Here is a 26478-nt window from a genome sequence, read left to right as displayed (position 1 = left end):
GTTAACTTTTTTTAGGCCTGAGTGGGTAAGGTGATGATAAATTCAGTTCCTTTTCCTAGTATAGAGTTAACGTGAATGGAACCGCTATGTTTTTCTACGACGATTTGACGCGCTATAGCCAGTCCTAATCCCGTGCCTTTACCCACTGCTTTAGTCGTAAATAAATGGTCAAATATTTTTTGTTTGACTGATTCATTCATCCCGCGACCATTATCAGCAATACTAATTTTTACCTGGCGATCTACTAAGAATGTTTGAAGGGTAATGCAGTTGGGATTAGCCTTTATTTCGGCAAAACTGCGATTTGTATTTGATTCTTCCAGTGCATCTATCGCATTAGCAAGAGTATTCATAAACACTTGGTTAAGCTGTCCTGGAAAACAATTAATCGCCGAAATATTGCCGTAGTCTTTCACTACTTCAATAGCGGGTCGCTTATCGTTGGCTTTCAATCGATATTTGAGAATTAAGATCGTGCTGTCGATACCCTCATGGATATTGAAGGGCACTTTGTAGTCTTTGTCAGCCCGAGAAAAGGTGCGGAGTGAAGTGCTGATATCTTTGATGCGATCGCATCCCAGTTGCATCGAGTCGATGATTTTGGGCAAGTCTTCGATCATATAGTCTAAATCGATATCTTCGGCATGGTCGGCAATATTGGCAGTAGGTGCTTGAGTCCGATACAAATCTAGATGTTCGGTTAAGTCTTGAAACGTGCGTTTAGCTTCATCCAAATTGCCAGCAATAAAGCCAACGGGGTTATTAATTTCATGAGCAACGCCAGCAACTAAATTACCCAAAGCCGACATTTTTTCGCTTTGAATCATTTGCAATTGGGTTTGCTGCAAATCCTGCAAGGCTTGCTCTAGCTGTTGGGAATAGGTTTGTGCCTGTTCGTAAAGTCGGGCATTTTGTAGGGAGATAGCAGCTTGAGCGCAAAGTAGGTTGAGGAGTTCCACGCGATCGCTCGTAAACGCCCCCGTTACTAAAGTATTTTCTAGATATAAAATGCCCATCAACTTACCTTGATGTAAAATAGGGCTACACAAGATACTCTTCGGCTGCTGACGAATAATATACGGGTCATTAGCTAAAGTCGGATCGGCGATCGCATCAAGTAGCACAACAGTCTGCCTGTTATGCAAGACTTTGTAAATTAGCTTTAAGGGAATATCCTGACTCTCTTCAACTGGAATTCTCTGCAACACAACTGGCTCTGTATTGCCAGTTATTGACCCCTTAACCAGCAAGCGATCGGATCGCAAGAGCATTAACACACACTTATCTGCTCCCGCATTTTCAACAACAATAGAAAGCAACGATGAAAGCAGTTTGGACAGTTCGATTTCGCCTGAGAGAGTTTGGGAAGCTTTGAGAATTGCAGCTAAATCCAGGGAATGGGAAATACTGGTCGAAGAACTGGTAGAGGTGACAGTTCCTTCGGCAAAGACGGTTTCGTGAGTGGAAAAGGGAGAACGGGTTTGCTGTAATATGGGGGCAAGTAATTGGGGATAGCGTTTTTCTAAATCAGCGACTTTGGCTTTGGCACCCCAACGAGCATAGCCATAGTAGGCGTTTGTCATGTATTCTCCAGCAATGCGCTGTTTGCCCCAGTCGAAGTAGAATTTAGCTGCCAGTTCATTAGCTAAGGCTTCTTCCTGTATGAACTGATGTTCTTTAGCAAGATTTATGGCTCGGTCATAACACTCACTGGCTGCGACTTTTTTACCCAAAACTCGATAACGTTCAGCCTCAACTAAATACCATTTATGCAAGTGATTCATCGGAGCATTTTGCGCCCACTGATGCAGAATCTTTTGATGGGTGGTAGCAACATCAAGCAGTTCGGCTTGCTCCGGTTCTGGCTGGGTAGGGAAAAGTGCTAGATGAGTTAGAGCAGCATAAAAATGGAAAATCGGCACAAAAATCGATGCTGATACTGCCATTAAACACAACTTGGCTTGGTCAATATAGTTCCGTGCATCTGGATAATTCCCAAAATAGTAAGCAAGCAACAATTTGTAGATATAGGCTTGCGCGATCGCTATTAGGTCATTATCCTGCTGGTGTTTAGGTAGCATCAACATTTCATTGTAGCTATTGCCAATCAAGCAATCGGGTTGACTGACTAATTCAATCAAGTTTTCTGCTACTTGTTTTCCCAGATTTAGGTATACTTGAGCAGAATATTGTTTCACCTGAGCCAAGGCTACATCATAGTCAGCTAGGTCTTGAATAAAACTATGCAGTTCTTCACCACTAAAAAATCTGTTACTACTTTGACCACTGAGAGCAAAACCAGCGTGTAAAAAATCTCCAGTTTCTATGCCAGCATTGTAGGCGGCTTTCAATGTCGGAACTGTGGCATCCAATCGCTCTTGGGAGTGTTGAATAAAGCAACCAAACAGACACATGACAACGGATTTAATCTTTTGGGCGTTAAATTTTTCGAGTAAACTTAGAGCTAATTTACCAAAAGCATAGCCTGCGGAAGTATCTTCTAAAAAAGCACACAACACCATCCCGTGCATACCATACCCATTGATTGATGCTGCCGTATTGCCTGATTTGAGAGATAAACTCACCATCATCGAACTCAGCCAAGGTAATAAACCGGGCATTCCTTGAATAATTGGTGAAAACAACATTCCCAGAACTTCTATGGCCGCCTGAGTAGTAGGATCGGTCATTAATGGCAGATCGATCAAGTCTTCAACTTGTCTACCTTCGAGTTGCGTGGTAAGGATTTGTAGCATTTTGCTAGTCTTAGCTCCGTCAGCTTCTGTAGGCAGTTCAACCCCCAATTCCCCTAATGCTTTTCTGCCAACTGCGATCGCTTCTAGCACATTACTTTGGATAACTTGCGCTGCAATTTCAATTTCATAAATTTTAATTTTGTCGAAAATTGTCAGTGCTTCCTGTAATACCAATCCTGCTATCTGTTCCATGCCCTCAAAGTCACCATTCAAATAGGCAATTTCCCCAGCCATAACATACAGATTCAGAGTCAATTTATACTGATGTTGCCAGCAGTTTGTCTCAAGTAGGTTCATCCCTGTTTGCAAATAAACCCTTGCTGCAACATAAGCTGTAGAATTTCTCGCTTTCACTCCCGCTTGCAAATTCAGTTGAGCTAATGCTTGGCATTCGCTTGGTTGAGTAATTAGCTCAATTCCTAAATTCAAATGTCCAACAATATCAAATAGTTTTTCCTCTTGCTCTAGCTCGGATAAATTTTGTTGAAGTAACTGTCCTATTTTCAGATGAGTTGCTGTTTTTTGATGACTGGGAATCAATGAGTAAGCAGCTTGCTGTACTCGGTCATGTAAAAATCTATACTTGGCTATTTGTTTAGTAGTATTTTCCTTTGACACTACCAATCTCTCATTTTCTTCTCCCTGATAAAACTTATAAACATCGCTGAGCGGTAAAATTAGCCCTTCTTGTAATGCTTTCCATAAATCCGCAGCCGTTTCGATTTCCGATTGTTCTGAAACAATTGCCAAAGTTGCTAAATCAAACTGATTGCCAATACAAGCAGCTAACTGCAATATATTTTGAGTTGATGACGGTAGTTTTCGCAATTGCAATGCCATAAAAACCACAATGTCATCTGTAAGTGCTTGCTGATGCACTTGGGCAATATCACATTGCCAACAGCCTAACTCAAAATCAAATTGAATGAGATTCTCTTGATACAATGCCTTGAGAAACTGGGTTACAAAAAACGGATTTCCTTGAGTTTTTTGATAAATTAATTGAGAAAAAGTCCATGCCAAACTTTCAGAACATTTAAGTGTGTCAGCAACTAATTGATTTACTTTGAGTTGACTCAGTGGCATCAAAGTAATCGTATTAATCGTTGCTTGTTTTTTTTGAATCTCGCGCAAAGTCAACACCAATGGATGTGCTGAATTAACTTCGTTATCACGGTATGCACCAATTAAAAAAAGATAATTTGTATCAGCCATTAATAGCTGTATTAACTTCAGCGATGCTGAATCCGCCCATTGCAAATCATCTAAAAACGTCACTAAGGGATGTTCAGCACTGGTAAAGACTTGGGTAAACTTTTGAAATAATAAATTAAATCTATTTTGTGCTGCATCTCCTGATAATTCTATGGCGGGTGGCTGTTCACCAATAATTTTTGATAATTCGGGAATGACTTCAATAATGACTTGTCCGTTTTCTCCAACGGCTGATAATATCTGGTTTCTCCATTGCTGAATTTGTGCATCACTTTCGCTTAATAATTGCCCCATTAAATCTCGGAAAGCTTGGACAAATGCACTAAAGGGAATATTGCGTTGAAATTGGTCATATTTCCCTTTGATAAAATAGCCACGTTGCCGCACAATCGGTTTATGAACTTCGTTAACAACCGCAGTTTTTCCAATTCCCGAAAAACCAGCGACTAGCATCATTTCTACCCCCCTATGTCCCCCCTTAGCAAGGGGGGATTGAGGGGGGTTAGCAACTCGTTCAAAGGCTTGGAGTAGGGTTTTTACTTCGGTTTCTCGTCCATAGAGTTTGTCGGGGATGATGAAGCGATCGCATATATCCCTCTGTCCAATTTCAAAGCTCTCAATCGAACCCGTTTCTTGGAGTTTAGTTAAACATTTTTCTAAATCAAATTTAATTCCTAATGCACTTTGATAGCGGTCTTCAGCATTTTTTGCCATCATTTTCATCACGAGATCGCAAATAACTTGGGGAATTTCTTCTCTATTCCCTAAAAGGGGTGGTTGTTTGGCAATATGAGAATGTATCAACTCCATTGGATCGTTGGACGCAAAAGGCAACTTTCCTGTCAGTAATTCGTAGAAGGTGACACCTAAAGAATAAAAGTCAGTCCGATAGTCAATCCCCCGATTCATTCTTCCTGTCTGTTCTGGGGAAATATAAGCGAGTGTCCCTTCTAAAATATTAGGATTGATGAGTGTCTGGGTTTCTCGCGGTAGCAAGGAGGCGATACTAAAGTCAATTAATTTGAGTTGTTTAGTTTCAGGATTAATTAAGATATTGCTGGGTTTGATGTCTTTGTGAATAACGCGATCGCGATACAGTATATCTAAGATATTGCACAGTGCGATCGCTAGAACTAAAAACTCCCTCAAAGATAGTGCGTTCTTCCCTTTAATCACCCATTCTTGAAGGGAAATCCCACCAAAATCTTCCATGATTAACGCATAGCCATTTTGGTAAGGTTCCAGGCTATAAGTTTGGATAATTCCAGGTTTATGAAGGTTTTTAGCAATGGTATATTGATTGCGAAACTGCACGAGTTCGCTACAGGTAGGATAGTCGTTTTTCAGGAGTTTAATGACAACAGGTAATTGGTCATGGGTACGGATGGCCCGATATACTACGGTTCGACTTCCTGAATAAACTGTGGAGACAATTTTATAGTTGGGAATTTGAACGGTTGTGTGAGGTTTGCTGGAGGAGTGAGAGTTATTAATGTCCATATTTGTTTGAAAATTGATGAGTAAGCGAGCGTTTACATGAGTCCGAATGCCAGGGAAGAATTAACTTGTTTATACCGCCTTGATGGGTAAGGTGATGATAAATTCAGTTCCCGATCCTAGTATAGAGTTTACTTGTATGGAACCGCCATGTTTTTCGACAACGATTTGACGCGCGATCGCCAATCCTAATCCCGTCCCTTTTCCTACTTCCTTCGTGGTAAATAAATGTTCAAAAATCTTTGATTGCACGTCAGCATTCATACCAATTCCATTGTCTTTAATCCGAATTACTGCCTGTTTTTTGTCACTGGTTAACTCTGTTTTAACGGTAATTTCATTATTGATTTCCCCATAAGTATGCCCAGTATTTGATTCTTCAACTGCATCAATGGCATTACTCAACAAATTCATAAATACCTGATTTAACTGTCCCGCATAACATTCAATTTGGGGTAAATCCCCATAGTCTTTAATCACTTTAATTTCAGGACGATTTTCGTTGGCTTTTAGGCGATGTTTCAGGATCATAATGGTACTGTCAATCCCATCGTGGATATTGCAAGCAACCGGATGATTAGTATCCGCACGAGAGAAGGTTCGCAAACTTGTGCTAATCTCTTGGATTCGCTTCACACCTTCCTGCATTGAACTGACTAATTTTGGTAAGTCTTCCCGGATGTAGTCAAGCTCAATCGCTTCTATTTCTTCCTTAATTGTCACATTCAAATTAGCAGATTCTTTCTCAACTAAATCGAGCAATCCGAATAAATCATTGATATAATCTAAGGCCGGCTGAATATTGCCACCGAGGAAACCAACAGGGTTATTAATTTCGTGAGCAACGCCAGCCACTAAATGACCCAAGGCTGACATTTTTTCACTTTGAACTATTGTTAGTTGGGCTTGTTGTAGGTCTTGTAATGCTTGTTGTGCGGCTTGATATAAACGGGCATTTTCTAAGGAAATGGCAGCTTGAGCGCAAATTAAATTCAGGACTTCCACACGCTCGGTGGTAAATGCCCCTATAGTTAAGTTATTTTCCAGATATAAAATACCTATCAACTGCCCTTGATTCAGAATTGGGCTACAAAGAACACTTTTTGGCTGATATTTTTGAATGTAACTATCACCAACAAACTGATAATTTATCCGGGCATCTGCTAATACTAAAGAGGATAAAGTTCGCTTGACATTATTTACCAAACTAATTGCGATATCAGGGCTAGATTCTAGAGGAATTGATGGTAATAGTTGTGGCGCTTCTCCTTGTACTACCAAGGCTACTACTTGAAAATTTGTATCTTGTTTGAGGAGTAAGACACATTTACTGGCTCCTGCATTGGCAATGACTATTTCTAGGAGAGTAGTTAGGAGTTTATTGAGTTTAATTTCTCCAGAAATTGCTTGAGAGGCTTTGAGTAAAGTTGCCAAATCCAAGGCTTCAGAGACACTACTAGAGGTGTTGGTAGCAGAAATCGTTCCTCGTGCCAATGTTTCCTTGAAGGAGTCAGCAGCGCGAGGTTGTTGTAGGATGGGTGCGAGGAGTTGGGGATAGCTTTTTTCTAAATCAACTACTTTAGCTTTTGCTCCCCAGCGAGCATAACAATAGTAGGCTTCCTGCATATAAAGAGCCGCTAATTTCTCTTTTCCCCAGTCGAGATAGAATTTGGCTGCTAGTTCATTGGCAAGGGCTTCTTCTTGGATATATTCGTTTTCTTTTGCTCCGGCAATGGCGCGATCGTACAAGTCTAGGGGTTCTGCCTTCTGTCCCAAAACCCGGTATTTCTCTGCTTCTACCAACTGCCACTGATGCAAATAGTTCATGGGAGCGTATTCTGCCCAAAGCTGCAATCGAGCTTGATTCTCCTGAATTCGTTGCCGTTGCGCTTCTAACTCATCAGCAGAATAGGACTCAGTGGCAAGAGCAATCAGGGAGTCATAAAAGTATAAAGCTGCGACAATTCGTCCTGCGCCTCCCGCTATATATTGTCTGGCTCTAACAATATCGGCGTTTGCCAGAGCAAAGTCTCCAAGTAGGAACCTTAACATTGCTCTGCACATATAGAATGTAAATACTCGCATCAGATCCTTGGAGGCAAGAGCCTGAGAAACGAGTTTTTCTTCATTGGCAACGGGTTCAAAGGAAAGCTCAATCTTGTCTGGATTACCCAGCAAGAACAGTGTTGTTTCCCAATAAATTGCACAATAGTTTGCTGTTGCTAGTTGATTGAAATCGAGTAATTGCTGACGATAGGCACGGCTTTGGAATTCTAATTCTGCCAAAGGTTGGCCGCAACAGTAGGAACTCAAACAAAATCCATGGGCGTTATATCCGACATACTCAAAGTTTCCTGTTTCTAATCCGGCTTGATAGCCTGCCTGAAAAATGGGTAGAGTTTCTCGCAAATGATACTTGTAATGGTGCAAAGATAATCCAATAATCACAAAAGTTGCAGAGCGAATATTTTTGGCATCTGCTTCTAAGGCAAGACGATAAGCTAATTGACCAAACTGCGTAGCTGCCGTCACATCTTGTAGTAGGTTGATGACAAGAGCGCCATAAATTCCATAGCTGAAGGCGGAAGTGGGGCTGTTACCATACTGAAGTGATAGATTTACTTGTAGGGCGATCGCCAGGGAATAGAGGGGCGAACCAACTAGATAACAAGCTGATAGAATACTTGCTGCCACCTGCATCGTAGCCAGCTTTTCGGCATCTACCATTGCTGGTAGGTTAAATAAACCTTCAATGGGGCGATCTCCGATGGAGGCGTTAATTTCCTGCACTGCCTGCTGAATATCCTCCAAGGTTGGTCGTTCGGGAAACTCAACCCCTAATTCTTTGAGAATAGACTGAGCGATCGATATTGCTTCTAAAAATTTATTCTGTGACGTTAATGCCTGAATTTTTACAGTGTAAACGTTTACTTGTTCTAGGGAAGTCCTAGCATGACAAATCGCGGTTTCAATCCACTGATTCATCTGCTCGAATTCTCCACAGAGAGAAGCTACTTCTGCACCTAGTTCGTGTAAGCTTAATGTCATCTGGTAATTTCTTTGCCAAGCTTCACTACCGAGCAAATTTAGCCCAAGTTCAGTATACTTGCGAGCCGCTTGATAGGCAGTTGCAACTCTAGCTTTTTGGCAAGCCAAGAGATTTAGTTGTGCCAGGTTATCCCGTTCGGTTTGGTCTTCAATCAGCGCAATTCCATAATTCAACTGATTGACCAAAGCAAAGATTCGCTCTTCTCTGGCTTCCGGCTCTATTTGCTGAAGCAGTAATTGACCAATCTGATAGTGAACGATCGCACGATCTTGTTCGGGAATTAGAGAATAGGCGGCTTGTTGGACGCGATCGTGCAAAAATCGATAAGTGGGATTAGCTGAAGCCTTAAAGACTTCATTACTATCTGACTGCGTAAAGAATTTATAGATTTTGGTTGTCGGAATTACCAAGTTTTCTTGTAATGCTTTCCATAAAGCTGTCGCCGTTTTTCCTGTAGATTTTTCACTGACAATTACCAAGGTATTCAAATCAAACTCAGCACCAATACAAGCCGCCAGTTTGAGAACATCCTGAGTTTCTATCGGCAATTTCTGCAATTGCAACGCCATAAACTCCACTACATCATCAGTAATTGCCAAGGCTTTGACTTGAGCAATATCGCATTGCCAATGCTGGATATTCCAATCAAAGCTAATGAGTCGATCGTCATATAATGCTTTGAGAAACTGGGTAGCAAAAAAAGGATTACCCTTGGTTTTTTGATAGACTAATTTAGTTAAAGTTTTGGCAAGGGATAATTCGCAATTCAGAGTATCTGCCACCAACCGATTCATATCTACTTCGCTTAATGGTGACAAAGTAATTGTATTTACTTTTGCCCCAGTTTTGACAATTTCATCTACTGTTAATATAAATGGATGGACTGGAGAAACTTCACGATCTCGATAAGCACCTAATATTAATAAATATTCCGTATCTTGCATCAATAGTTGTAACAAATTCATTGAGGCTGAATCCGCCCATTGCCAGTCATCTAAAAACATCACTAACGGATGTTCTTTGCGCGTAAAAACTTGCACAAATTTCTGCATGAGCAGATTAAAACGATTTTGAGCAGCACTTCCTGACAATGTTGTTGCTGGTGGCTGTTTACCGATGATATTTTCCAACTCAGGAATCACATCAATTAAGACTTGTCCGTTGTTTCCCAATGCTGCTAAAATCTGAGTTTTCCATGTTTGCAGTTGTAGATCCGATTCTGATAATAACTGTCCGATTAAGTCGCGGAAGGCTTGGACAAAAGCAGAAAAGGGAATATTGCGTTGAAATTGGTCATATTTGCCTTTAATGAAGTAGCCACGCTGACGGACAATAGGTTTATGAACTTCATTGATAACTGCTGTTTTACCAATTCCCGAAAAACCTGCCACTAGCATCATTTCGACCCCTCTATGTCCCCCCTTGGTAAGGGGGGATATAGGGGGGTTAGCAACTCTTTCAAATGCTTGCAGCAGAATTTTTACTTCTTGTTCTCGACCATAGAGTTTTTCGGGTAGCGTAAAGCGATCGCTAATATCTCGCTCTCCTAGTTTAAAGGTTTGTATATTACCTGTTGTTTGTAATTGTTCTAAACAAATCTCTAAATCGTGCTTAATTCCCAAGGCAGTTTGATAGCGTCCTTCGGCATTTTTTGCCATTAGTTTACTAATAATTTTTGACAAAATTAGGGGAAGTTCGGGATTGATATCGTGAATAGTTATCGCCTGTTTTGCCAAATGACAATGTACCAATTCCATTGCATCTGTTGAGATAAAGGGTAATCTTCCTGTCAACAATTCATAGAAGGTTACTCCCAAGGAATAAAAGTCACTACGATAGTCAATACCTCGATTCATTCTCCCGGTTTGTTCGGGAGAAATATAGGCTAAGGTTCCTTCTAAAACTTTAGGATTTTGGATTTCTTGGGTTTCTCGTGGTAGCAGAGAAGAAATACTAAAGTCAATTAATTTGACTACTTTGGTATCTGGATTAATCAGAATATTCGCAGGTTTAATATCTTTGTGAATGACTCGGTTTTGATAGAGATAGTTAAGAATATCTGTCAGTTGTATAGCGATTTGGAGAAATTCTGCTAAAGGTAAGTTTTGATTAATTTTGCTTGGATCTGTTGCCATCGGTCGATAAGTAGATAGGGAGATTCCACCAAAATCTTCCATGACTAAGGCATAGCTATTGTGGTATGCTTCTAGATTCAGGGGTTTGACGATGTAAGAGAAGTCGAGATTTTTGGTAATAGTATATTGGTTGCGAAATTGGACAAGTTCGTTGAATTTGGGGTACTCGTTTCGCAGTATTTTGATGATGATTGGCTGTTGATCGCTAGTACGGATGCCTCGGTAGACAAGGGTACGAGTACCTATATAAAGTTCTTCTGTTATTTGATAGCCTGACAGATTTGGGTGCTGGTTCATAATTAGTTCATCCTTTATTAGATAACAGTTAAATTAGAATATTTGATTCCATTCTATTCTATTATTTAACAGGAAGAGTGATCTCAAACACAGTACCCTCAGCAGGTACAGAATTAACAGTAATTTGTCCCTGATGTTTTTCGACGACGATTTGACGAGCGATTGCCAATCCTAATCCTGTCCCTTTACCCACCGCTTTCGTCGTAAATAAATGGTCAAATATTTTTTGTTTGACTGATTCACTCATCCCCATACCATTATCAGCAATGGCAATTTTTACGACTGTATTTTCTAGTGATGTTTTAATTATAATTCGGCTACTATTAAGCTTAACCTCTTCAAAGCTTAGACCTATACTTGATTCATCTAACGCATCAATAGCATTCGCTAATATATTGATAAATACCTGATTTAATTGACCGGGAAAACAATCTATTTTAGGTAAATTTCCATACTCAGTTACCACTTCAATAGCCGGACGGCGATCGTTCCCTTTCAGGCGATGTTTGAGAATTAAAATTGTACTATCAATACCTTCATGGATATTAAATGGGACTTTATAATCTCGATCGGCCCGGGAAAAAGTGCGGAGTGAAGTGCTGATATTTTTGAGGCGATCGCAAGCCATCTCCATTGAATCAATGACCTTGGGGAAGTCTTCCAAGGTATAATCTAAGTCGATTTCGTCCGCATGATCGATAATTTTTTCATTCGGATCGGGGACGATTTCTTGATACAATCTTAAGTGTTCTATCAGCTCAGAAAGAGTAGGCTTAGCTTGTTTGAGACTAGCAGAAATAAACCCCAAAGGATTATTCATCTCATGGGCTACCCCAGCAACAAGATTACCTAATGCTGACATTTTCTCACTTTGGACAATGTGCAATTGTGCTTGTTGTAAAGCTTCCACAGCTTGTTCGAGTTCTTGAGATTTTTGCAGGATGGCTGACTCAGCTTGTTTGCGATCGCTAATATCTCTAATAATCGTGGAAAAATACTCTAACTCGCCATCCCTCGATTTATGGGAAAGTATAAGTTGAGAAACGGGAATTTCCCGTCCATTTCGATCGATAACCGCTGTCTCACCCACCCAAATGCCAGAGTGGATAGCTTCGGGCAATCCCTGATTTACAATTATCTCCGTTGCCCAGTCCGGGTGATATTTAGTGATTTCAGTCCCCCTCTCTTCTACCTCATTTTCTAAACCTAAAAAATGCCGCCAAGCTCGGTTGAGATAAAGATTTTTCCCTGTTGGATCGGCAGTGCCAATTAAGTCTGGTGTGCTTTCTAAAATTGCTAACAGGCGGGTTTGTTCAGCTTCAATATGTTTGCGATCGCTAATATCAATCACCACTCCATCCCATAGAATTGAGCCATCAGCTTGTCGCTCAGGTCGAGCCGCAGATTGAATCCATTTCATGGTTCCTGAAGGCAGAATAATTCGCCATTCTTGCTCAAATGGCGTGAGATTTTGGGCAGAGTAGGCGATCGCTTTTTCAATAGCTGGGTTATCGTCAGGATGATGTAGAGTGTAAAGACTAAACTTTCCTCCCATCACCAATTCTGGCTCTACCTCATACAAATCCAAACAACCAGAACTAACGTAGGGGGTAGAAACTGAACCATCTGTCCCCAGACGGAATTGGTACACCATCCCAGGAATATTATTAGCTAAATTTTGGAAGCGGGTTTCAGTTGCCTGCAATTTTGCTAAAGATTGTGTTAACTCTTGTGTATAATTCTGGGAATTTCGATAAAGTCGAGCATTTTCCAGAGAAATTGCAGCTTGGGCACAAAGCAAGTTGAGCAGCTCAACACGATCGCTTGTAAAGGCTCCCACCGTCAAATTATTTTCTAAATATAAAACTCCTATCAATAGTCCTTGATTCAAAATTGGGCTACAAAAAATGCTTTTAGGCTGGTTTTTTTCTATGTAACTATCAGCAGCAAACTGAGGATTTATACTAGCATCTCCCAGTACCAGAGGTTTCAAGGTTCGCTTAACATTATTTACCAAACTAATCGCTATATCTCTGCTTGATTCTAGGGGAATTGATGGCAATAGTTGTGGCAATTCTCCTTCTTCTAAGAGCGCTACTATTTTTAATTCGCTATCTTGTTTCAGCAGCAAAACACACTTACTTGCCCCAGCATTAATAATGACTATTTCTAGAAGAGTAGTTAGAAGTTTATCAAGTTCAATTTCCTCAAAAATAGCTTGAGAAGCTTTGAGCAGAGTTGCCAAATCTAGCACTTCAGAAATACTGCTAGAGGTTTTGGTGGAAGCAATCGTTCCCCGTGCGTTAACGAAGCCTATCGTAGGTATCCCATCCTTCAAGGAGTCAGCACGGTCAGATTGTTCAAAGATGGGCGCAAGTAGTTGAGGATAAAGTTTTTCTAAATTAGTAACTTTGGCTTTGGCTCCCCATCGAGCATAGCAATAGTAGGCTTCAGTCATGTAAGCTTGGGCAATTTTTTCTTTACCCCAATCGAGATAAAATTTTGCTGCAAGTTCATTAGCAATAGCTTCTTCGTTGAGATATTCGTTTTCTTTAGCTCCCGCTATAGCGCGGTCATAAAAGTCAATTGCTTCGGCTTTATTACCCAAAACCCGATACTTTTCGGCTTCAACCAAATACCATTTATGCAAATGATTCATGGGAGCATTTTGCGCCCATTGGTGCAAAGTAGTTTGATGGGTTTCCATCAAGGCGAGGATTTCGGATTGCTCTGGCTCTGGCTTTGTGGGGAAGATTGCCAGGTACGTCAAGGCTGCATAGAAATGAAAAATGGGAATAAAAATCATCCCTGATACTGCCATTAAATACTGTTTGGCTTGGACGCTATGTTCTAGGGCAGCCGTGTAATTACCAAAAATATAGGCAAGCATCAGTTTGTAAGTGTAAGCAATAGCGATCGCTGTGAGATCGTTGTCCTGATGGTGCTTAGAAAGCATCACCGTTTCATCGTAGGCAGTGCCAATTAAGCAATCCGACAGAATACGGCCTTCCCTCAAGTTCTGCACAGTCTGCTGCATCATATCCAAAAAAATCAGGGCAGAATGTTGTTTTATCTGCACTAATACAGCTCTGTAAGCTGCTATTTCGGGTTCCCAAATGTCCAGTTCTACCCCAGCAAAAAGTTTGGCAATGAGGTAATTGAGGGAGTTGTAGCCAGCGTTGAGAAAATCACCAGTTTCTATACCAGTTGCATAGCCATCTTTCATCGTCACCATCGTTGCCCTTAGAGATTCCTGATGATGTTGAACCCAAGCAGCAAACAGAAGTAGAACTTTAGACTTCAATTCCTTGACATTCAATCGATCGAGCAAGTTTATTGCTAATCGCCCAAAGCTATACCCGGATTTCACTTCTCCTAAAAAAGCACACAACACCATACTGTGAATCGCATACCCCACCGTCGATCCTGGTGTATTCCCAAACTGGATTGATAAACTCACCATCGTTGCGCTCAGTATGGGCATTAACCCGGGCATTGCCTGTAGAATCGGTGAAAATAATATTCCTAACAGTTGCATAGCTGCCTGAGTCTGGCGTTGGCGTAGCCCGCCGCAGGCATCGCTCATTACAGGTAGATCGACTAATTCCTCAATTCCTCTATCACCTTGAAGACTAGCTACGGTTTGTAGGGCTTTAGCAATTTTGGCTTCGTCAGGTGCAGTGGGGAGTTCAACCCCTAATTGAAAGAGTGCATCTCTTCCCACTGCAATGGCTTCTAATATCTTGCTCTGGGCTGTCAGTGCAGCGATTTTAATTTCATAAATTTTGATTTTGTCAAAAATCGTCTGAGCATTTTGTAACACCAGTGCGGCTATCTGTTCCATGCCCTCGAAATCAGAATTCAAATAGGCAGCTTCGGCAGCAGCAACATACAGATTCAGAGTCAATTCATACTGATGTTTCCAGCAGTTTATATCGAGTAGTTCAATTCCTGTTTGAAGATAAATTCTTGCTGTAGCGTAAGCTGTAGAATTTCTCGCCTTCACTCCTGCTTTCAAATTCATTTGAGCTAGTTCTTCGAGTTCACCCGGTTGAGTAATTAGCTTTTGCCCTAGATTCAAATGCCCAACAATATCAAACAGTTTTTCCTCTTGTTCTAGCTCAGAGAAATTTTTGAGAAGTAAATGCCCTATTTTAAGATGAGTTTCTTGCTTTTGATCGTCAGAAATTAAAGAATAGGCAGCTTGTTGAACGCGGTCATGCAAAAATCGATAAGTGGGATTGGCTGAACTATTAAAGGCTTCTTCACTCTCCAATTGAGTAAAAAACTTATAGATTCTGGTAGTTGGAATTACCAAGCCTTCCTGCAATGCTTTCCATAAAGTTGCAGCAGTTACAATCGCAGATTTCTCGCTGACAATTACTAAGGTATTCAAATCAAATTCAGCCCCAATACAAGCTGCTAGTTTGAGCATCTCCTGAGCTTCTAATGGCAATTTCTGCAATTGTAAAGCCATGAACTCTACCACATCATCAGTAAGTGCTAAGGCGTTGACTTTGGCAATATCGCATTGCCAATGCTGAATATCCCAATCAAAACTAATTAACTTATCATCATGCAATGCTTTGAGAAACTGGGTAGCAAAGAAAGGATTTCCCTTGGTTTTTTGATAGACTAATTTGGTTAAAGGTTTTGCCAGAGAAAACTCGCAATTCAGGGTATCTGCTACCAAGCAATTCATCTCTGATTCCCTTAACGGTGGCAAAGTAATTGTATTTACTGTTGTCCCGGTTTTGATAATCTCATCTACAGTTAAGATAAATGGATGTACTGGGGAGACTTCATTATCCCGATAAGCTCCTAATACTAATAAGTATCCCGTATCTTGTAGCAGTAATTTCAATAAATTTAGTGAGGCGGAATCTGCCCATTGCCAGTCATCCAAAAACATTACTAATGGATGTTCAATGCTTGTGAAAACTTGCACAAATTTTTGAAACAGCAAATTAAAGCGATTTTGGGCGGAACTGCCTGATAATTCTATGGCTGGTGGCTGTTTGCCGATAATATTTTCTAATTCAGGAATTACATCAATTAAGACTTGTCCGCTATCTCCCAAAGCTGCTAATATTTGATTTTTCCATGTTTGCAGTTGTGCATCCGATTCTGATAATAACTGTCCGATTAAATCCCGAAAGGCTTGTACAAAGGCTGAAAAGGGAAGGTTGCGCTGAAATTGGTCATATTTGCCTTTAATGAAATAACCTCTTTGCCTAACAATGGGTTTATGCACTTCATTAACAACAGCGGTTTTCCCAATACCAGAAAAACCTGCTACTAGCATCATTTCTACCCCCCTATTTCCCCCCTTGCTAAGGGGGGATTCAGGGGGGTTTGCGACTCGCTCAAATGCAGCTAATAGGCGAACAATTTCTTTTTCTCTACCGTAGAGCTTTTCTGGTATGAGAAAGCGATCGGTAATATCTCCTTGTCCTAAGCCAAATGCCTCAATCTCACCTGTTTTTTCTAATCGATCTAGACATATCTCTAGATCGTATTTTAGTCCTAATGCACTCTGATAGCGGTCTTCGGCATTTTTTGCCATCAACTTACTGACAATTTCTGATAAAACCAGAGGAATTTCTGGCTTAACTTGATGAAGGGGTATGGGTTGTTTGGCGAGATGACAATGCACTAATTCCATCGGATCTTCTGAGTCAAAGGGTAATAATCCTGTCAATAATTCATAGAATGTAACTCCTAGAGAATAAAAGTCACTGCGATAGTCAATGCCTCGATTCATTCTCCCGGTTTGTTCTGGAGATAGATAGGCTAATGTGCCCTCTAAGACGTTGGGATTCTGAATTTCCTGGGTTTCTCGTGGCAGTAGGGAAGAAATACTAAAGTCAATTAATTTAATTTGTTTGGTATCTGGATTAATTAAAATATTACTGGGTTTGATATCTTTGTGAATGACTCGGTTTTGGTAGAGATAGTGGAGAATATCTGTTAGTTGCAGTGCCAAATTGAGAAATTCTGCCAAAGTTAAAGATTTATACTGTTGGCTTTCATCTGTTGTCATCTTCAGATAATTAGACAGGGAAACTCCGCCAAAGTCCTCCATGATCAGGGCATAGCTATTGTGATATGCTTCTAGAGTTAGAGGTTTAACAATACTAGGAAAGTTAAGATTTTTAGCAATGGTGTACTGATTGCGAAACTGCATCAATTCATTGAAGCTAGGGTATTCGTTTCGCAGTAGTTTGATAATGAGGCTTCTACGATCGCTCTCTCGAACACCTTGATAGACAAGGGTGCGAGAGCCTGTATAGATTCTTTCTGCGATCAGATATCCAGGTAGGTGAGTGATGACATCCATTATTCAAGTCCTCAAAAAAAATTTGGCTGACTATGCGGGAGCGTCCCGATACTGCATGAAGATCGAATTTGACCTCTCCCCCCTCCCCTGTAGGGAAGGGAGATGGGGGGTTAGGTCTTTGGCAAAAATGGGATGCTCCCGGCTACACCTTATAGTTTATCAACCAGATCGGGAAACCTCCCCTATTAATACTAATGTCTTTAACTTTATTGGCTAATGGTCTGTATAGTCGTTGATGCGAATTACGTAAGTTGTATTAAGTATTGAAAATCTTTGTAGAGCAACAGTTATAGCTCACTTTCTGCTACAGTCTAAATGGGTAAAAATTTAGGTCAAAAAGCACAAAGCTTTTCTTGGTACGGATATCCCACTAGCAATAGACCAGAAAGCTGGCTGCCCAATGGAGAGACAAAGCGGTAAATTAGAAGTATTGAATATTTAAGGGTCTTATGCACAAAAAACTGCTTTCAACCATCAAACCGTTTTTGAAACCTTTATTGGCGATCGCGCTGGTACTCGTTTTGGCCCTAGGTCACGCTAACGATGCAATGGCGGCTCGCAGTGGCGGCCGTATGGGTGGTGGTTCTTTCAGCTCTCCGTCTCGCAGTTATTCGTCTCCTAGCCGAACTTACAGCTCTCCGGGAGGGGGATATTATCCCGGTGGTGGCTATTATCCCGGCGGCGGTGGCTTCGGTTTTCCCTTCTTGCTTCCTTTCTTTGGCTTCGGAGGCGGATTTGGGGGTTTGTTTACGATTTTGATTTTTATTGCGATCGCTAACTTCCTAGTTTCCAGTTTCCGCCGCACCGGAGAAGAAACCGGGGAACTAGGCTACACTAGCAACCCCAGCGTTTCCGTCGGTCGCGTGCAAGTAGGTTTGCTCTCAGACGCTAGAAATTTACAAGCAGAGCTCGACCAATTAGCCGAAACTGCCGATACTGGTTCCGCCATCGGCCGCGCTCAACTTCTGCAAGAAGCAAGTCTGGCCTTATTGCGCCATCCTGAATATTGGGTTTATGCTGGAGCCGAATCTCAGCAAGCTCGGTTAGAAGCTGCTGAAGCAAAATTCAACCAACTGCTGTTGGCAGAAAGGAGCAAATTTACTGAAGAAACGCTCTCTAATGTTAACAATCAGTTAAGGCAAGCGGCTACCAACAAATCTCTGCCAGTTCCTCACCAAGATGGGGAATTAGTTAGTCAACCTGACTTGACTCAAGACCCTGGCGAATACATCGTAGTCACAATTTTGGTAGGTGTTGAAGGAACGCTACAACTACCTGTAGTCAATAATTCCGAGGATTTGCGCCAAGCCTTGCGTCAAATCGGTGGCATATCGAGCGATCGCCTCTTAACAGTCGAGATTCTCTGGACACCTCAAGCCAGCGGCGACACCTTGACCTCTGACGATATGTTAGCTGGCTACTCTGACCTGAAGTTGGTCTAATCCAAAATCGACCCCGAATTTTTAGGGGGGCCAAATTAAGACAGAATTTACCAATCCTCAACGTCTTTTCGCTGTCCTGGCCCGAAAGGAACCGCCAGGACAGCAGCGTTATGAATATTAAGACTTACCTATAGTTTTAGGTAAATCCTCAAAACATCCTTAAATCAGTGTTATTATTGATAAATTCTGCCAATTCAGGTGCAACAGCTATTCAGTTCAGAGGTGTACGGGCGTTGTGCATAAAACTTATGGAGGAATAGGGTGCATAGCAAAAAGTCGGTTCACAGGGATAAAGTTGCAATCGCGCTCCCTCTGGTTGATATAAAAGATAATGTGCAGAGTTTACCAGTAGAGGAGCAGTGAGACGGAGCCACATCTATGACCGACCGCAGGAAAAAAGCACTTTTCATTTTGGGCGAATTAAACAATGACGACCTAGACTGGATTATCCAAAAAGCCAAAAAGGAAATTCTCCAGCCCGGTGCGACTTTGATCTACGAAGGCAGACAAATTGATGCTCTCTACATCGTTTTGAAGGGCATTTTGACCGTATTAATCGATCCTGAAGGCAACAAGGAACTCGCGCGGATATCAGGCGGAGAACTTGTCGGTGAAATTTCTTTCATTGATACCCGTCCCCCTTTAGCAACAGTTAAGGCGATCGAAGAAACTCAGGTTTTAGCTATTCCTCGGCGGCAGCTAATTACTAAAATCCAACAAGATACAGGCTTTGCTTCCCGATTTTATTATGGAATTTCCCTCTGTCTTTCAGACCGAATGCGCGGTACTGTCAGGCGTTTGGAATACGGCAGAACTATAGACGAAGGCGACACAGAAGAGGAAGATGTAAATCCTAGTGTACTTGACAATTTAGCCTTAGCTCAAGCCAAATTTAATTGGCTGATGCAAAATGCTAGAGGGTGAAGAATTGAGGGATATTCAATAATTTTTGGTAATTGGTAATTGGTAATTGGTAATTGCTAATTGGTAATTGGTAATTGCTAACTGGTAATTGCTAACTGGTAATTGGTAATTGCTAACTGGTAATTGCTAACTGGGAAAAATCTTCCTCATCTCCCCATCTCCCCCTCTCCTTCCCTAGCCCCTAGCCCCTAGCCCCTAGCCCCTAGGTAGTAACGCCGAGAGCTCTTTTCGATCGGCTTCTATTTGGTCAATTTTCAAAATAAGCGATTGTTTGTCAGCCGCAACTAATCGAAAATCAGTCAAAGAATCGTAAGCTTCCCATTGTTGGGTAACATCAGTATCTTCCCACAAGAACCAATCTTGATAAATTTCACCATCATCAATATCGCCACAGAGAGAAAGCCAGTCATCTCCTCCCAGAGATTCTACATCTTGTGCTACTAATTCAAACCATGCCTTAGCGATACAGGCATCAATAGAATCATTAGAATCATTATAATAAACAGAGTCAGACTGAATAGGAGTTTCGGGAAAGCAAAGTGTAGATTTCATTGGTAGTTCCTTTGTTCTATGGTTCTACTTTATGAAGTATCTCTCCCGAATAGTATCTTGAAAATGACACTATCTTGACCTCCACATTATCAATCTCTGGAAACAGTAACTCTGCGATGCGGCTGAAATCCTGATGCTGTTTAAATTGACATTCGGTTAGGCAGATGCGAAGCTAGAGGCTGAATGTAGACGATTTCTGAACTGGTACACCTAGTAATATAATATTTACGCATTTCTAACGTAACGTCGCCCTCTGGTCGGTAAAGATACCGCCCAGAGGGCGGCGTTACAGGGATACCTAAGTCTTACTATTGTTTTTGTTCTTTTCAGGGCGCAACTGTCCCACTAAGTGAGTTAACTCTGGTAAAATTAGCTTTTGGAGAGCTAGTTGTACGGCATTGCTAGAACCGGGAAGAGAAAACACCAACTTTCCTTGACAAACCCCAGCCGTAGCGCGAGATGCGATCGCTCTAGATCCTATTTCCTGATAACTCAGCCAGCGAAACAACTCTCCAAACCCCGGTAAAGTCTTTTCTAGCAAACCCTCGATCGCATCGTAGGTATGATCTCGCGGCGCAATCCCAGTACCCCCGTTGAAAATTACCGCATCCAAGTCCGAGCGCTGGCATAGCGATCGCGCCTGGGATATAATTCGATCGGGTTCGTCTTTGACGATATTATAAAACCCTACAAAATGACCAGCATCTAAAAGTAATTGTTTAATTAATTGACCGCTCTTATCTGTTTCCTGCGATCGCGTGTCGCTGACAGTAATCGCAGCACAATTCACACTTATTTTAGAACTATCAGGGTGAGGAATTAGTGTCATAAATATTTCCGTGAAATCGTAGGTAATCGGGACTGGGAAATTACCAATCCCCAATTACCACTAATTAGCTCGTACCGCTTAAGCCTTGCTGAATCCTAAGCCGTGTTCTTCGGAATAGCGTTCCATGAAACGCATAAACCGATCCCAATCCTCTACAGATTTCATCAAGTATAGTGCTTCCAGGGATGCCGGCTGACCATTTATGAATTTAGCTTTAACTTCCCGCGTCGTAATTTCGCCTTCTTCATCAATCAGATACATCCCAGTAATGTCTTCGGTACTGCTGTTACTCAGAGCCTTGGGATTTTCAAAGATAAATGTAGCAGTACCTTGATTGCCTGTTTTAGAGCGAGTGAGGCGCACATCTGGCACTACTTCTTCGTCAATACCTCTGGAAAATTGAATTTTAGCCATGATTTTGCGATCGAACCTTAAAGATTGCTTAAATTGTCATTACTTTAATCATAAAACGGCGTGGGTATCTGTAGAGGGAAGAGATGGAAGAGGGGGAGGATGGGGAGGATGGGAAGGATGAGGCGGATTTAGCTACCCTATCTCCCGCGCTCCCCCGCTCCCCCGCTCCCCCGCTCCCCTGCCCCCCCAGGGCTGTTTCATTCTCAAATTTTAGCAGAGCTAAATATCAGCCATAAATTAGCAATTAGCAATTAGCAATTAGCAATTATCACTTTTAAGCACTAATTGGCAAGGTAATAACAAATTCTGTCCCCTCTCCTGGTTCAGAATTAACCTCGATTGTACCCTGATGTTTGGTGATAATTTGGTGAGAAATGGCAAGTCCTAAACCAGTACCTTTACCAATGGATTTAGTGGTAAAAAATGGATCGAAAATATTCTCTTGAACCTCTGGCGGCATCCCAGGGCCATTATCTCGGATTTTCACCCTGATACAATTAGATTCAGAAGCTTCTGCATTAATCCAGATAGTAGGGAATGGGTGGTTTTTTAATTCTTCTAGGGCATCAATTCCATTACTAATGATGTTCATAAATACCTGATTGAGTTGGGCAGGATAACAATCAATCAGCGGTAATTCGCCGTATTCTTTGATGATTTTAATTCCATGTTTTACCCGATAGTTAAGAATAACGAGAGTGCTATCAATCCCCTCACGAATATCAGTAAGCTTCATTTCACATTCATCAAGGCGGGAAAAATTACGCAGAGAGATGACTAACTCGCGAATTCTGTCAGCGCCTATTTTCATAGAGGATAATGTTTTCGGCAAATCCTCACTAATAAAATCTAGTTCGATCGCTTCGGCTTTGTCTTGAATTGCAGCGGTTGGTTGCGGATATTGCTGCTGATAAAGGGATAATAATTCTATTAAATCGTGAATATAGCCGTCAGCATATTCAATATTACCATAAATGAAGTTAATCGGATTATTAATTTCGTGAGCAATACCTGCAACCATTTGACCAAGAGAGGACATTTTTTCAGTTTGAATTAATTGAGATTGAGTTTGCTTTAATTCTTGAGTATAGTCGCCAACTCGCTGGATTAGCTGATTAAAAGATGCGGCTAAAATTCCTACTTCGTCTTCGGTTGTGACTGGTGTTTGTAGGCGAAAATTTGATTCGCGAGCGGCTTGCTGAGCAACATTAGTAACAGTTTCTAAAGGTTGTGCGATCGCGCGGCTGGTATGGTAGGCAAGAGCGGCTGCTATTACTGCGGAAATCAGCATACTGCCAAGAATTATTCTGAATCTGAGTGCTTCTGCATCCTGTACACCTTCTACTCCTTGCAGCTTTTGAATGCCGATTGCTGAAATTTGTTGAGTTAAACTATCGGAAAGTCGATCTAGTAGCAATGCCTCTTCACCGCTAATATTCCTTAATATTTTTAGCTGTGTTGGCACGATCTGGTTGGGCTTTATATTCCAAGCGTTGGATTCTTTTAACTGCAACTTAATCATCTCGCCATAGTAATCAATAGTGATGGCGTATTTTTTCAATAAACTTAGCAATTCATCTCTGTTAAGTGGTAAATTTGAGCTGTTGGTTTCTATAAAAGCTTGGCTTCTCGATATCAGGATTTTAGCGGAATTGATTTGCTCTAAAAACTGAGAATTTTCATATTTTAGCCAAACCAAATCTCCCATAACAACAGGCAGTCGCGAGGCGTGCGATCGCGCCTGAAAGACAGTATTCTGTAAACTTTGCAGAAGTTCTTGTTGCTGCTGAGCGATGTTTAGCTGATACAAAGCTTGCTTGCGAAAGTAGTCTCCTACTCCCATGCCTATTCCCGTTCCCAAAATTGCAATCCCAATGGCCAAAGCATAGCCGTAGCCAATTTTTTGGCTGATTCGTAATCGGCTAAATATTCGTTTTGTCACATTTTTCGGTTTAGCTGAATTTGTGAATGTCGGCTTCTGAGGGAAGTTATCAGCTTTGCCTTTGCTTTTTGTAGGCTTTCCGGGGGTTAATAGCAACATCACAAGCTCCTCCCAAGCTCATCAGGAGTAGACTCCTGCCAACTTAACCAGCTAAATCTGCGCGATCGCAGTCGATGGGCTTGATTTACCAGTGTTATTACTTAGTATGTATCTTTTTTGGGTAAAAGGTTTGTGATCTATATCAGTATTTTGTGTGATTGTACACAAAATTTTAAAATAGCTTGTAGTATGTTTCCTACGTTTAGTCAACTGGGGGCAAATGGCCCTAGTACTGATTCACTTCGCTTTTCTTTTTCTGCTAGTTCTAGGTTTAATTGCAGCATTTTCATTAAAATAGGGTTACTAATTTTACGATGTAGTAAGTTTAATTATGGCAAAACCTCAGTATCAGGAATATTGCGTAAGCAAATACACTATATCACTCCGTGAAAACTTTGGAAGTGCCAAAGTATATGCACAAAATGCACGTTCTATCCTCAATAAAGCTAGTGGATTTATCAGTGCTTACGATTTCACGCTAAACCCTTATCGTGGTTGTCAATACGGATGTAGCTATTGCTATGCTGCTGCTTTTAGCCCCAATTCAAAAATGCGGGCTGATTGGGGAAATTGGGTAATTATCAAGCAAAATGCTGCCGAAATTTTAAAAAGGGAGCTAGAAAGTTGGTACAATAAAAATCCTGATATTCCACCTAGCATTTACATGAGTAGTGTCACCGATCCCTATCAGCCAATTGAATCTAAAGAACAAATTACTCGGCAATTATTAGAGATTATGGTTGCCTATCAACCGACCCTAGTAATCCAAACTCGTAGCCCAATGATCGCCAGAGATATTGATATTTTACAAAACTTTAAGCGCTTGCGAATCAATATAAGTATTCCCACTGGTAGCGAAAAAATTAGGAAAGATTTTGAGCCAAAATCGCCGAGTATTCCTGCTAGACTTAAAGCCATTGGTAAACTGAGATATAGCTTTCCTTATCGAGAAAATTCTGAAGTTAGATTTTCTGTGACTATCACGCCATTACTACCTATACTACCAGAAGATGAAGCTACTTTTATTGGTAAATTAGAAGTTGTAGATCGAGTAGTAATCCAGGATTTTCATGCCAGCAACTCGCGATCGCTTGTAGCGTCAACTCGCTCTGAAGCATTAGCTCTTAAAGAGAAGTACGCATGGTGGTATGATACGGGAAGAGAAAGTTATCATAATTTTAAAAATAAATTAATTATGATGCTTCCTGGTGTTGAAATTATGGAAGGTAAAGAAGGTTTTGGCTATGAGTAATTTATTGGCAAATTGGTGGCGTTCTCAAAAATTTATCACTGCACTTAAACAGGGAGACAATCGCCTTGCGAAGAAACTATTAAAGCAAATAGAAAAATCCAGGGCAAATCTGTCATGGCAAGAGAAACTATTTAGAGATAAGCTACAGCTTGAGGAATTATTAGATGATAAAAATGAACGTATCAGAGAAGTTGACTGCCGCGTACAAGAATTAGAACTGCAACTAGGCTTTGGGCAATTTGATGATTTTAAGAAGCAAATTGATGATTTAAACTTAATTCCTGATCCCAAGTTTATTGAATTTATTGTAAGTAGCTTTAATTTGATTGAACACGATCAAAATTTAGTGCAATGCACGGGCATTGACGACAGAGTATTTGATGATTTCGAGGCAAATTTGGCTGAATATATAAAGGAAGAGTTTAAACACCATAGTTGGCAAAAAAAATTAAATATTTTAGTTAAAGAAGCTGTTGATGATATTAATAAATTAAAGATTGGACAAGACCCTGAATATAGGTTTGAGTTAAGTCCTCATATTTATTTAATTAGATATTTTTTAGATAATGTTTATTGTGCCTATCTAGCCTGGTTTTTCATCTACAAATCAGGGTTATTGCCAACTCAAGTAAATATCCTTGATATTGCTGCTGGCCCTGGAACCGCCGCCTATGGATTAGCTTTGTTATTACAGAGTACCAGTGGCTTTTTTGCCATGCCTTCGATGCACATTTCTTATTACTCTTTGGAACAGCAAAAAGCATTTCAGTATCGAGGTCTTCAGTTTTGGCGGCAATACATGGAACCATTAGCTATGAATGCTTATTTTCGCTTTGATACTGCGAACATTTTTGATTATGATAATAATTATAGAAGGTTGCCCAAAAAGTTCTTTGATTTTATTGTGATTTCTCACTGTTTCTTTTCCGATGGAGACAAAAGACGTGAATCCAGCCGAGTTTTTAATGAAATATGTACGAACAGTCTTAAAGAGTCTAGTTACGTCTTGCTAATCATTCAAGATAAAAAGTTATTTAAGCCGTACAATATTCGTCAAGATGATGATGAAATGCAGGAGTTAAGTGTAGTTACTAGATTTATTGAAGAGTTAGGATTAAAGTTGGTTTGGTACAAATATTTAAGTTCAACAGGTAAAAGAACTTCTATTTCTGACTTTGGAAAGTTTGCTAGAGAAAATCTATATGCACAACGATATATGAGTCCCCTAGCACGTAAGTATTTGGGATTAAATTTTGACTTCCACTATGGACTTGATGATTATGTAATTTTGGCAAAAAGATAAGGTGTCACAACCTAATTTTACACTTAGCTAGTAACGATAGGGGATTAGGAAATAGTGCGCGATCGTAATTCCCAAATCTTAGTGACCAATCATCCAAGGCCGTCCCCCTTGGTGTTCGCGATTCCGCTGCGGTTTAGGTTCCTCAGAACGTTTTATCACTTGCGGTTCCTTATTTTCCTCAGCTTTCAATCTCAAATTTCCCGTTAAAATCATCGGTGGCGAAAAAATACGTTTAGCAACAGTTTCGCAGGTAGGACAAACCACAGGACTATCTACTTCTGCAAGGGCCCGCCATTTCTCAAAAAGACCGCAAGTTTCACAGCGAAAATCGTAAAGAGGCATATCTATTTTGACTTTGAGACTGAGGATTTGAACGTTTACAGGAATTATGCAATTTTTCTCGTAACGCCGCCCTCTGGGCGGTTGATTAAC

The 26478-nt window shown here is 40.9% G+C and carries 12 protein-coding genes; 4 read left to right on the top strand and 8 right to left on the bottom strand.

The features are described 5' to 3' along the window. Nucleotides 1–11 precede the first annotated feature (11 nt). The 3 genes from PY364_RS18975 to PY364_RS18965 all read right to left on the bottom strand — a co-directional run bounded on the left by PY364_RS18975 (nucleotide 12) and on the right by PY364_RS18965 (nucleotide 17289). Nucleotides 12–5471: an ATP-binding sensor histidine kinase gene (locus tag PY364_RS18975; RefSeq protein ID WP_275524830.1), complete on the bottom strand. Its 5460-nt coding sequence runs from the start codon at nucleotides 5469–5471 to the stop codon at nucleotides 12–14. Between the two features lie 69 nt (nucleotides 5472–5540). Then, nucleotides 5541–10949: an ATP-binding sensor histidine kinase gene (locus tag PY364_RS18970; protein ID WP_275524829.1), complete on the bottom strand. Its 5409-nt coding sequence runs from the start codon at nucleotides 10947–10949 to the stop codon at nucleotides 5541–5543. Nucleotides 10950–11010: 61 nt separating this feature from the next. Beyond that, nucleotides 11011–17289: a trifunctional serine/threonine-protein kinase/ATP-binding protein/sensor histidine kinase gene (locus PY364_RS18965; RefSeq protein WP_275524827.1), complete on the bottom strand. Its 6279-nt coding sequence runs from the start codon at nucleotides 17287–17289 to the stop codon at nucleotides 11011–11013. A gap of 449 nt (nucleotides 17290–17738) precedes the next feature. On the opposite strand from PY364_RS18965, the gene PY364_RS18960 reads away from it, so the two are divergent. Together PY364_RS18960 and PY364_RS18955 are read left to right on the top strand one after the other, a co-directional pair. Then, the gene (locus PY364_RS18960) at nucleotides 17739–18731 is read left to right on the top strand and encodes a DUF1517 domain-containing protein (protein WP_275524825.1); all 993 of its coding nucleotides are present in this window, start codon (nucleotides 17739–17741) and stop codon (nucleotides 18729–18731) included. Between the two features lie 378 nt (nucleotides 18732–19109). Continuing rightward, nucleotides 19110–19655 carry a cyclic nucleotide-binding domain-containing protein gene (locus PY364_RS18955; protein ID WP_275524823.1) on the top strand — a complete coding sequence of 182 codons (546 nt, stop codon included), beginning with the start codon at nucleotides 19110–19112 and terminating at the stop codon, nucleotides 19653–19655. Between the two features lie 195 nt (nucleotides 19656–19850). On the opposite strand, the gene PY364_RS18950 is transcribed toward PY364_RS18955, so the two are convergent. The 4 genes from PY364_RS18950 to PY364_RS18935 all read right to left on the bottom strand — a co-directional run bounded on the left by PY364_RS18950 (nucleotide 19851) and on the right by PY364_RS18935 (nucleotide 23491). Beyond that, on the bottom strand, nucleotides 19851–20207 hold the full coding sequence (locus PY364_RS18950) for a hypothetical protein (protein WP_275524821.1): 357 nt from the start codon (nucleotides 20205–20207) through the stop codon (nucleotides 19851–19853). Between the two features lie 298 nt (nucleotides 20208–20505). Further along, on the bottom strand, nucleotides 20506–21036 hold the full coding sequence (locus PY364_RS18945; RefSeq protein ID WP_275524820.1) for a MogA/MoaB family molybdenum cofactor biosynthesis protein: 531 nt from the start codon (nucleotides 21034–21036) through the stop codon (nucleotides 20506–20508). A 78-nt stretch (nucleotides 21037–21114) separates the two neighbouring features. Further along, nucleotides 21115–21450, bottom strand: coding sequence for a photosystem II reaction center protein Psb28 (psb28, locus tag PY364_RS18940; RefSeq protein ID WP_275524818.1), 336 nt, complete (start codon nucleotides 21448–21450; stop codon nucleotides 21115–21117). A gap of 274 nt (nucleotides 21451–21724) precedes the next feature. Continuing rightward, the gene (locus tag PY364_RS18935) at nucleotides 21725–23491 is read right to left on the bottom strand and encodes an ATP-binding protein (protein WP_275524816.1); all 1767 of its coding nucleotides are present in this window, start codon (nucleotides 23489–23491) and stop codon (nucleotides 21725–21727) included. 331 nt (nucleotides 23492–23822) lie between these two features. Here PY364_RS18935 and PY364_RS18930 point away from each other — a divergent pair, with 331 nt between their 5' ends. Next, nucleotides 23823–24743, top strand: a complete 921-nt coding sequence (locus tag PY364_RS18930) for a radical SAM protein (protein ID WP_275524815.1) — start codon at nucleotides 23823–23825, stop codon at nucleotides 24741–24743. Next, nucleotides 24736–26046, top strand: coding sequence for a photosystem II assembly protein (locus tag PY364_RS18925; RefSeq protein WP_275524813.1), 1311 nt, complete (start codon nucleotides 24736–24738; stop codon nucleotides 26044–26046). Before PY364_RS18930 ends, PY364_RS18925 begins: the two co-directional genes overlap by 8 nt. 78 nt (nucleotides 26047–26124) lie before the next feature. Here the strand turns inward: PY364_RS18925 and PY364_RS18920 are convergent. Continuing rightward, nucleotides 26125–26478 (bottom strand): zinc ribbon domain-containing protein (locus PY364_RS18920; protein ID WP_275524812.1); only part of this gene is annotated, 354 nt, incomplete at its 5' end.

This window comes from Kamptonema sp. UHCC 0994 (assembly GCF_029167235.1).
Taxonomy (GTDB): Bacteria; Cyanobacteriota; Cyanobacteriia; order Cyanobacteriales; family Microcoleaceae; genus Kamptonema.
This window is presented reverse-complemented; position numbering and strand designations above follow the sequence as displayed.

Coding starts and splice junctions, on each gene's coding strand:
- PY364_RS18975 (WP_275524830.1), bottom strand. CDS start 5,471: ATGGACATTAATAACTCTCACTCCTCCAGCAAACCTCACACAACCGTT.
- PY364_RS18970 (WP_275524829.1), bottom strand. CDS start 10,949: ATGAACCAGCACCCAAATCTGTCAGGCTATCAAATAACAGAAGAACTT.
- PY364_RS18965 (WP_275524827.1), bottom strand. CDS start 17,289: ATGGATGTCATCACTCACCTACCTGGATATCTGATCGCAGAAAGAATC.
- PY364_RS18960 (WP_275524825.1), top strand. CDS start 17,739: ATGCACAAAAAACTGCTTTCAACCATCAAACCGTTTTTGAAACCTTTA.
- PY364_RS18955 (WP_275524823.1), top strand. CDS start 19,110: ATGACCGACCGCAGGAAAAAAGCACTTTTCATTTTGGGCGAATTAAAC.
- PY364_RS18950 (WP_275524821.1), bottom strand. CDS start 20,207: ATGAAATCTACACTTTGCTTTCCCGAAACTCCTATTCAGTCTGACTCT.
- PY364_RS18945 (WP_275524820.1), bottom strand. CDS start 21,036: ATGACACTAATTCCTCACCCTGATAGTTCTAAAATAAGTGTGAATTGT.
- psb28 (WP_275524818.1), bottom strand. CDS start 21,450: ATGGCTAAAATTCAATTTTCCAGAGGTATTGACGAAGAAGTAGTGCCA.
- PY364_RS18935 (WP_275524816.1), bottom strand. CDS start 23,491: ATGTTGCTATTAACCCCCGGAAAGCCTACAAAAAGCAAAGGCAAAGCT.
- PY364_RS18930 (WP_275524815.1), top strand. CDS start 23,823: ATGGCAAAACCTCAGTATCAGGAATATTGCGTAAGCAAATACACTATA.
- PY364_RS18925 (WP_275524813.1), top strand. CDS start 24,736: ATGAGTAATTTATTGGCAAATTGGTGGCGTTCTCAAAAATTTATCACT.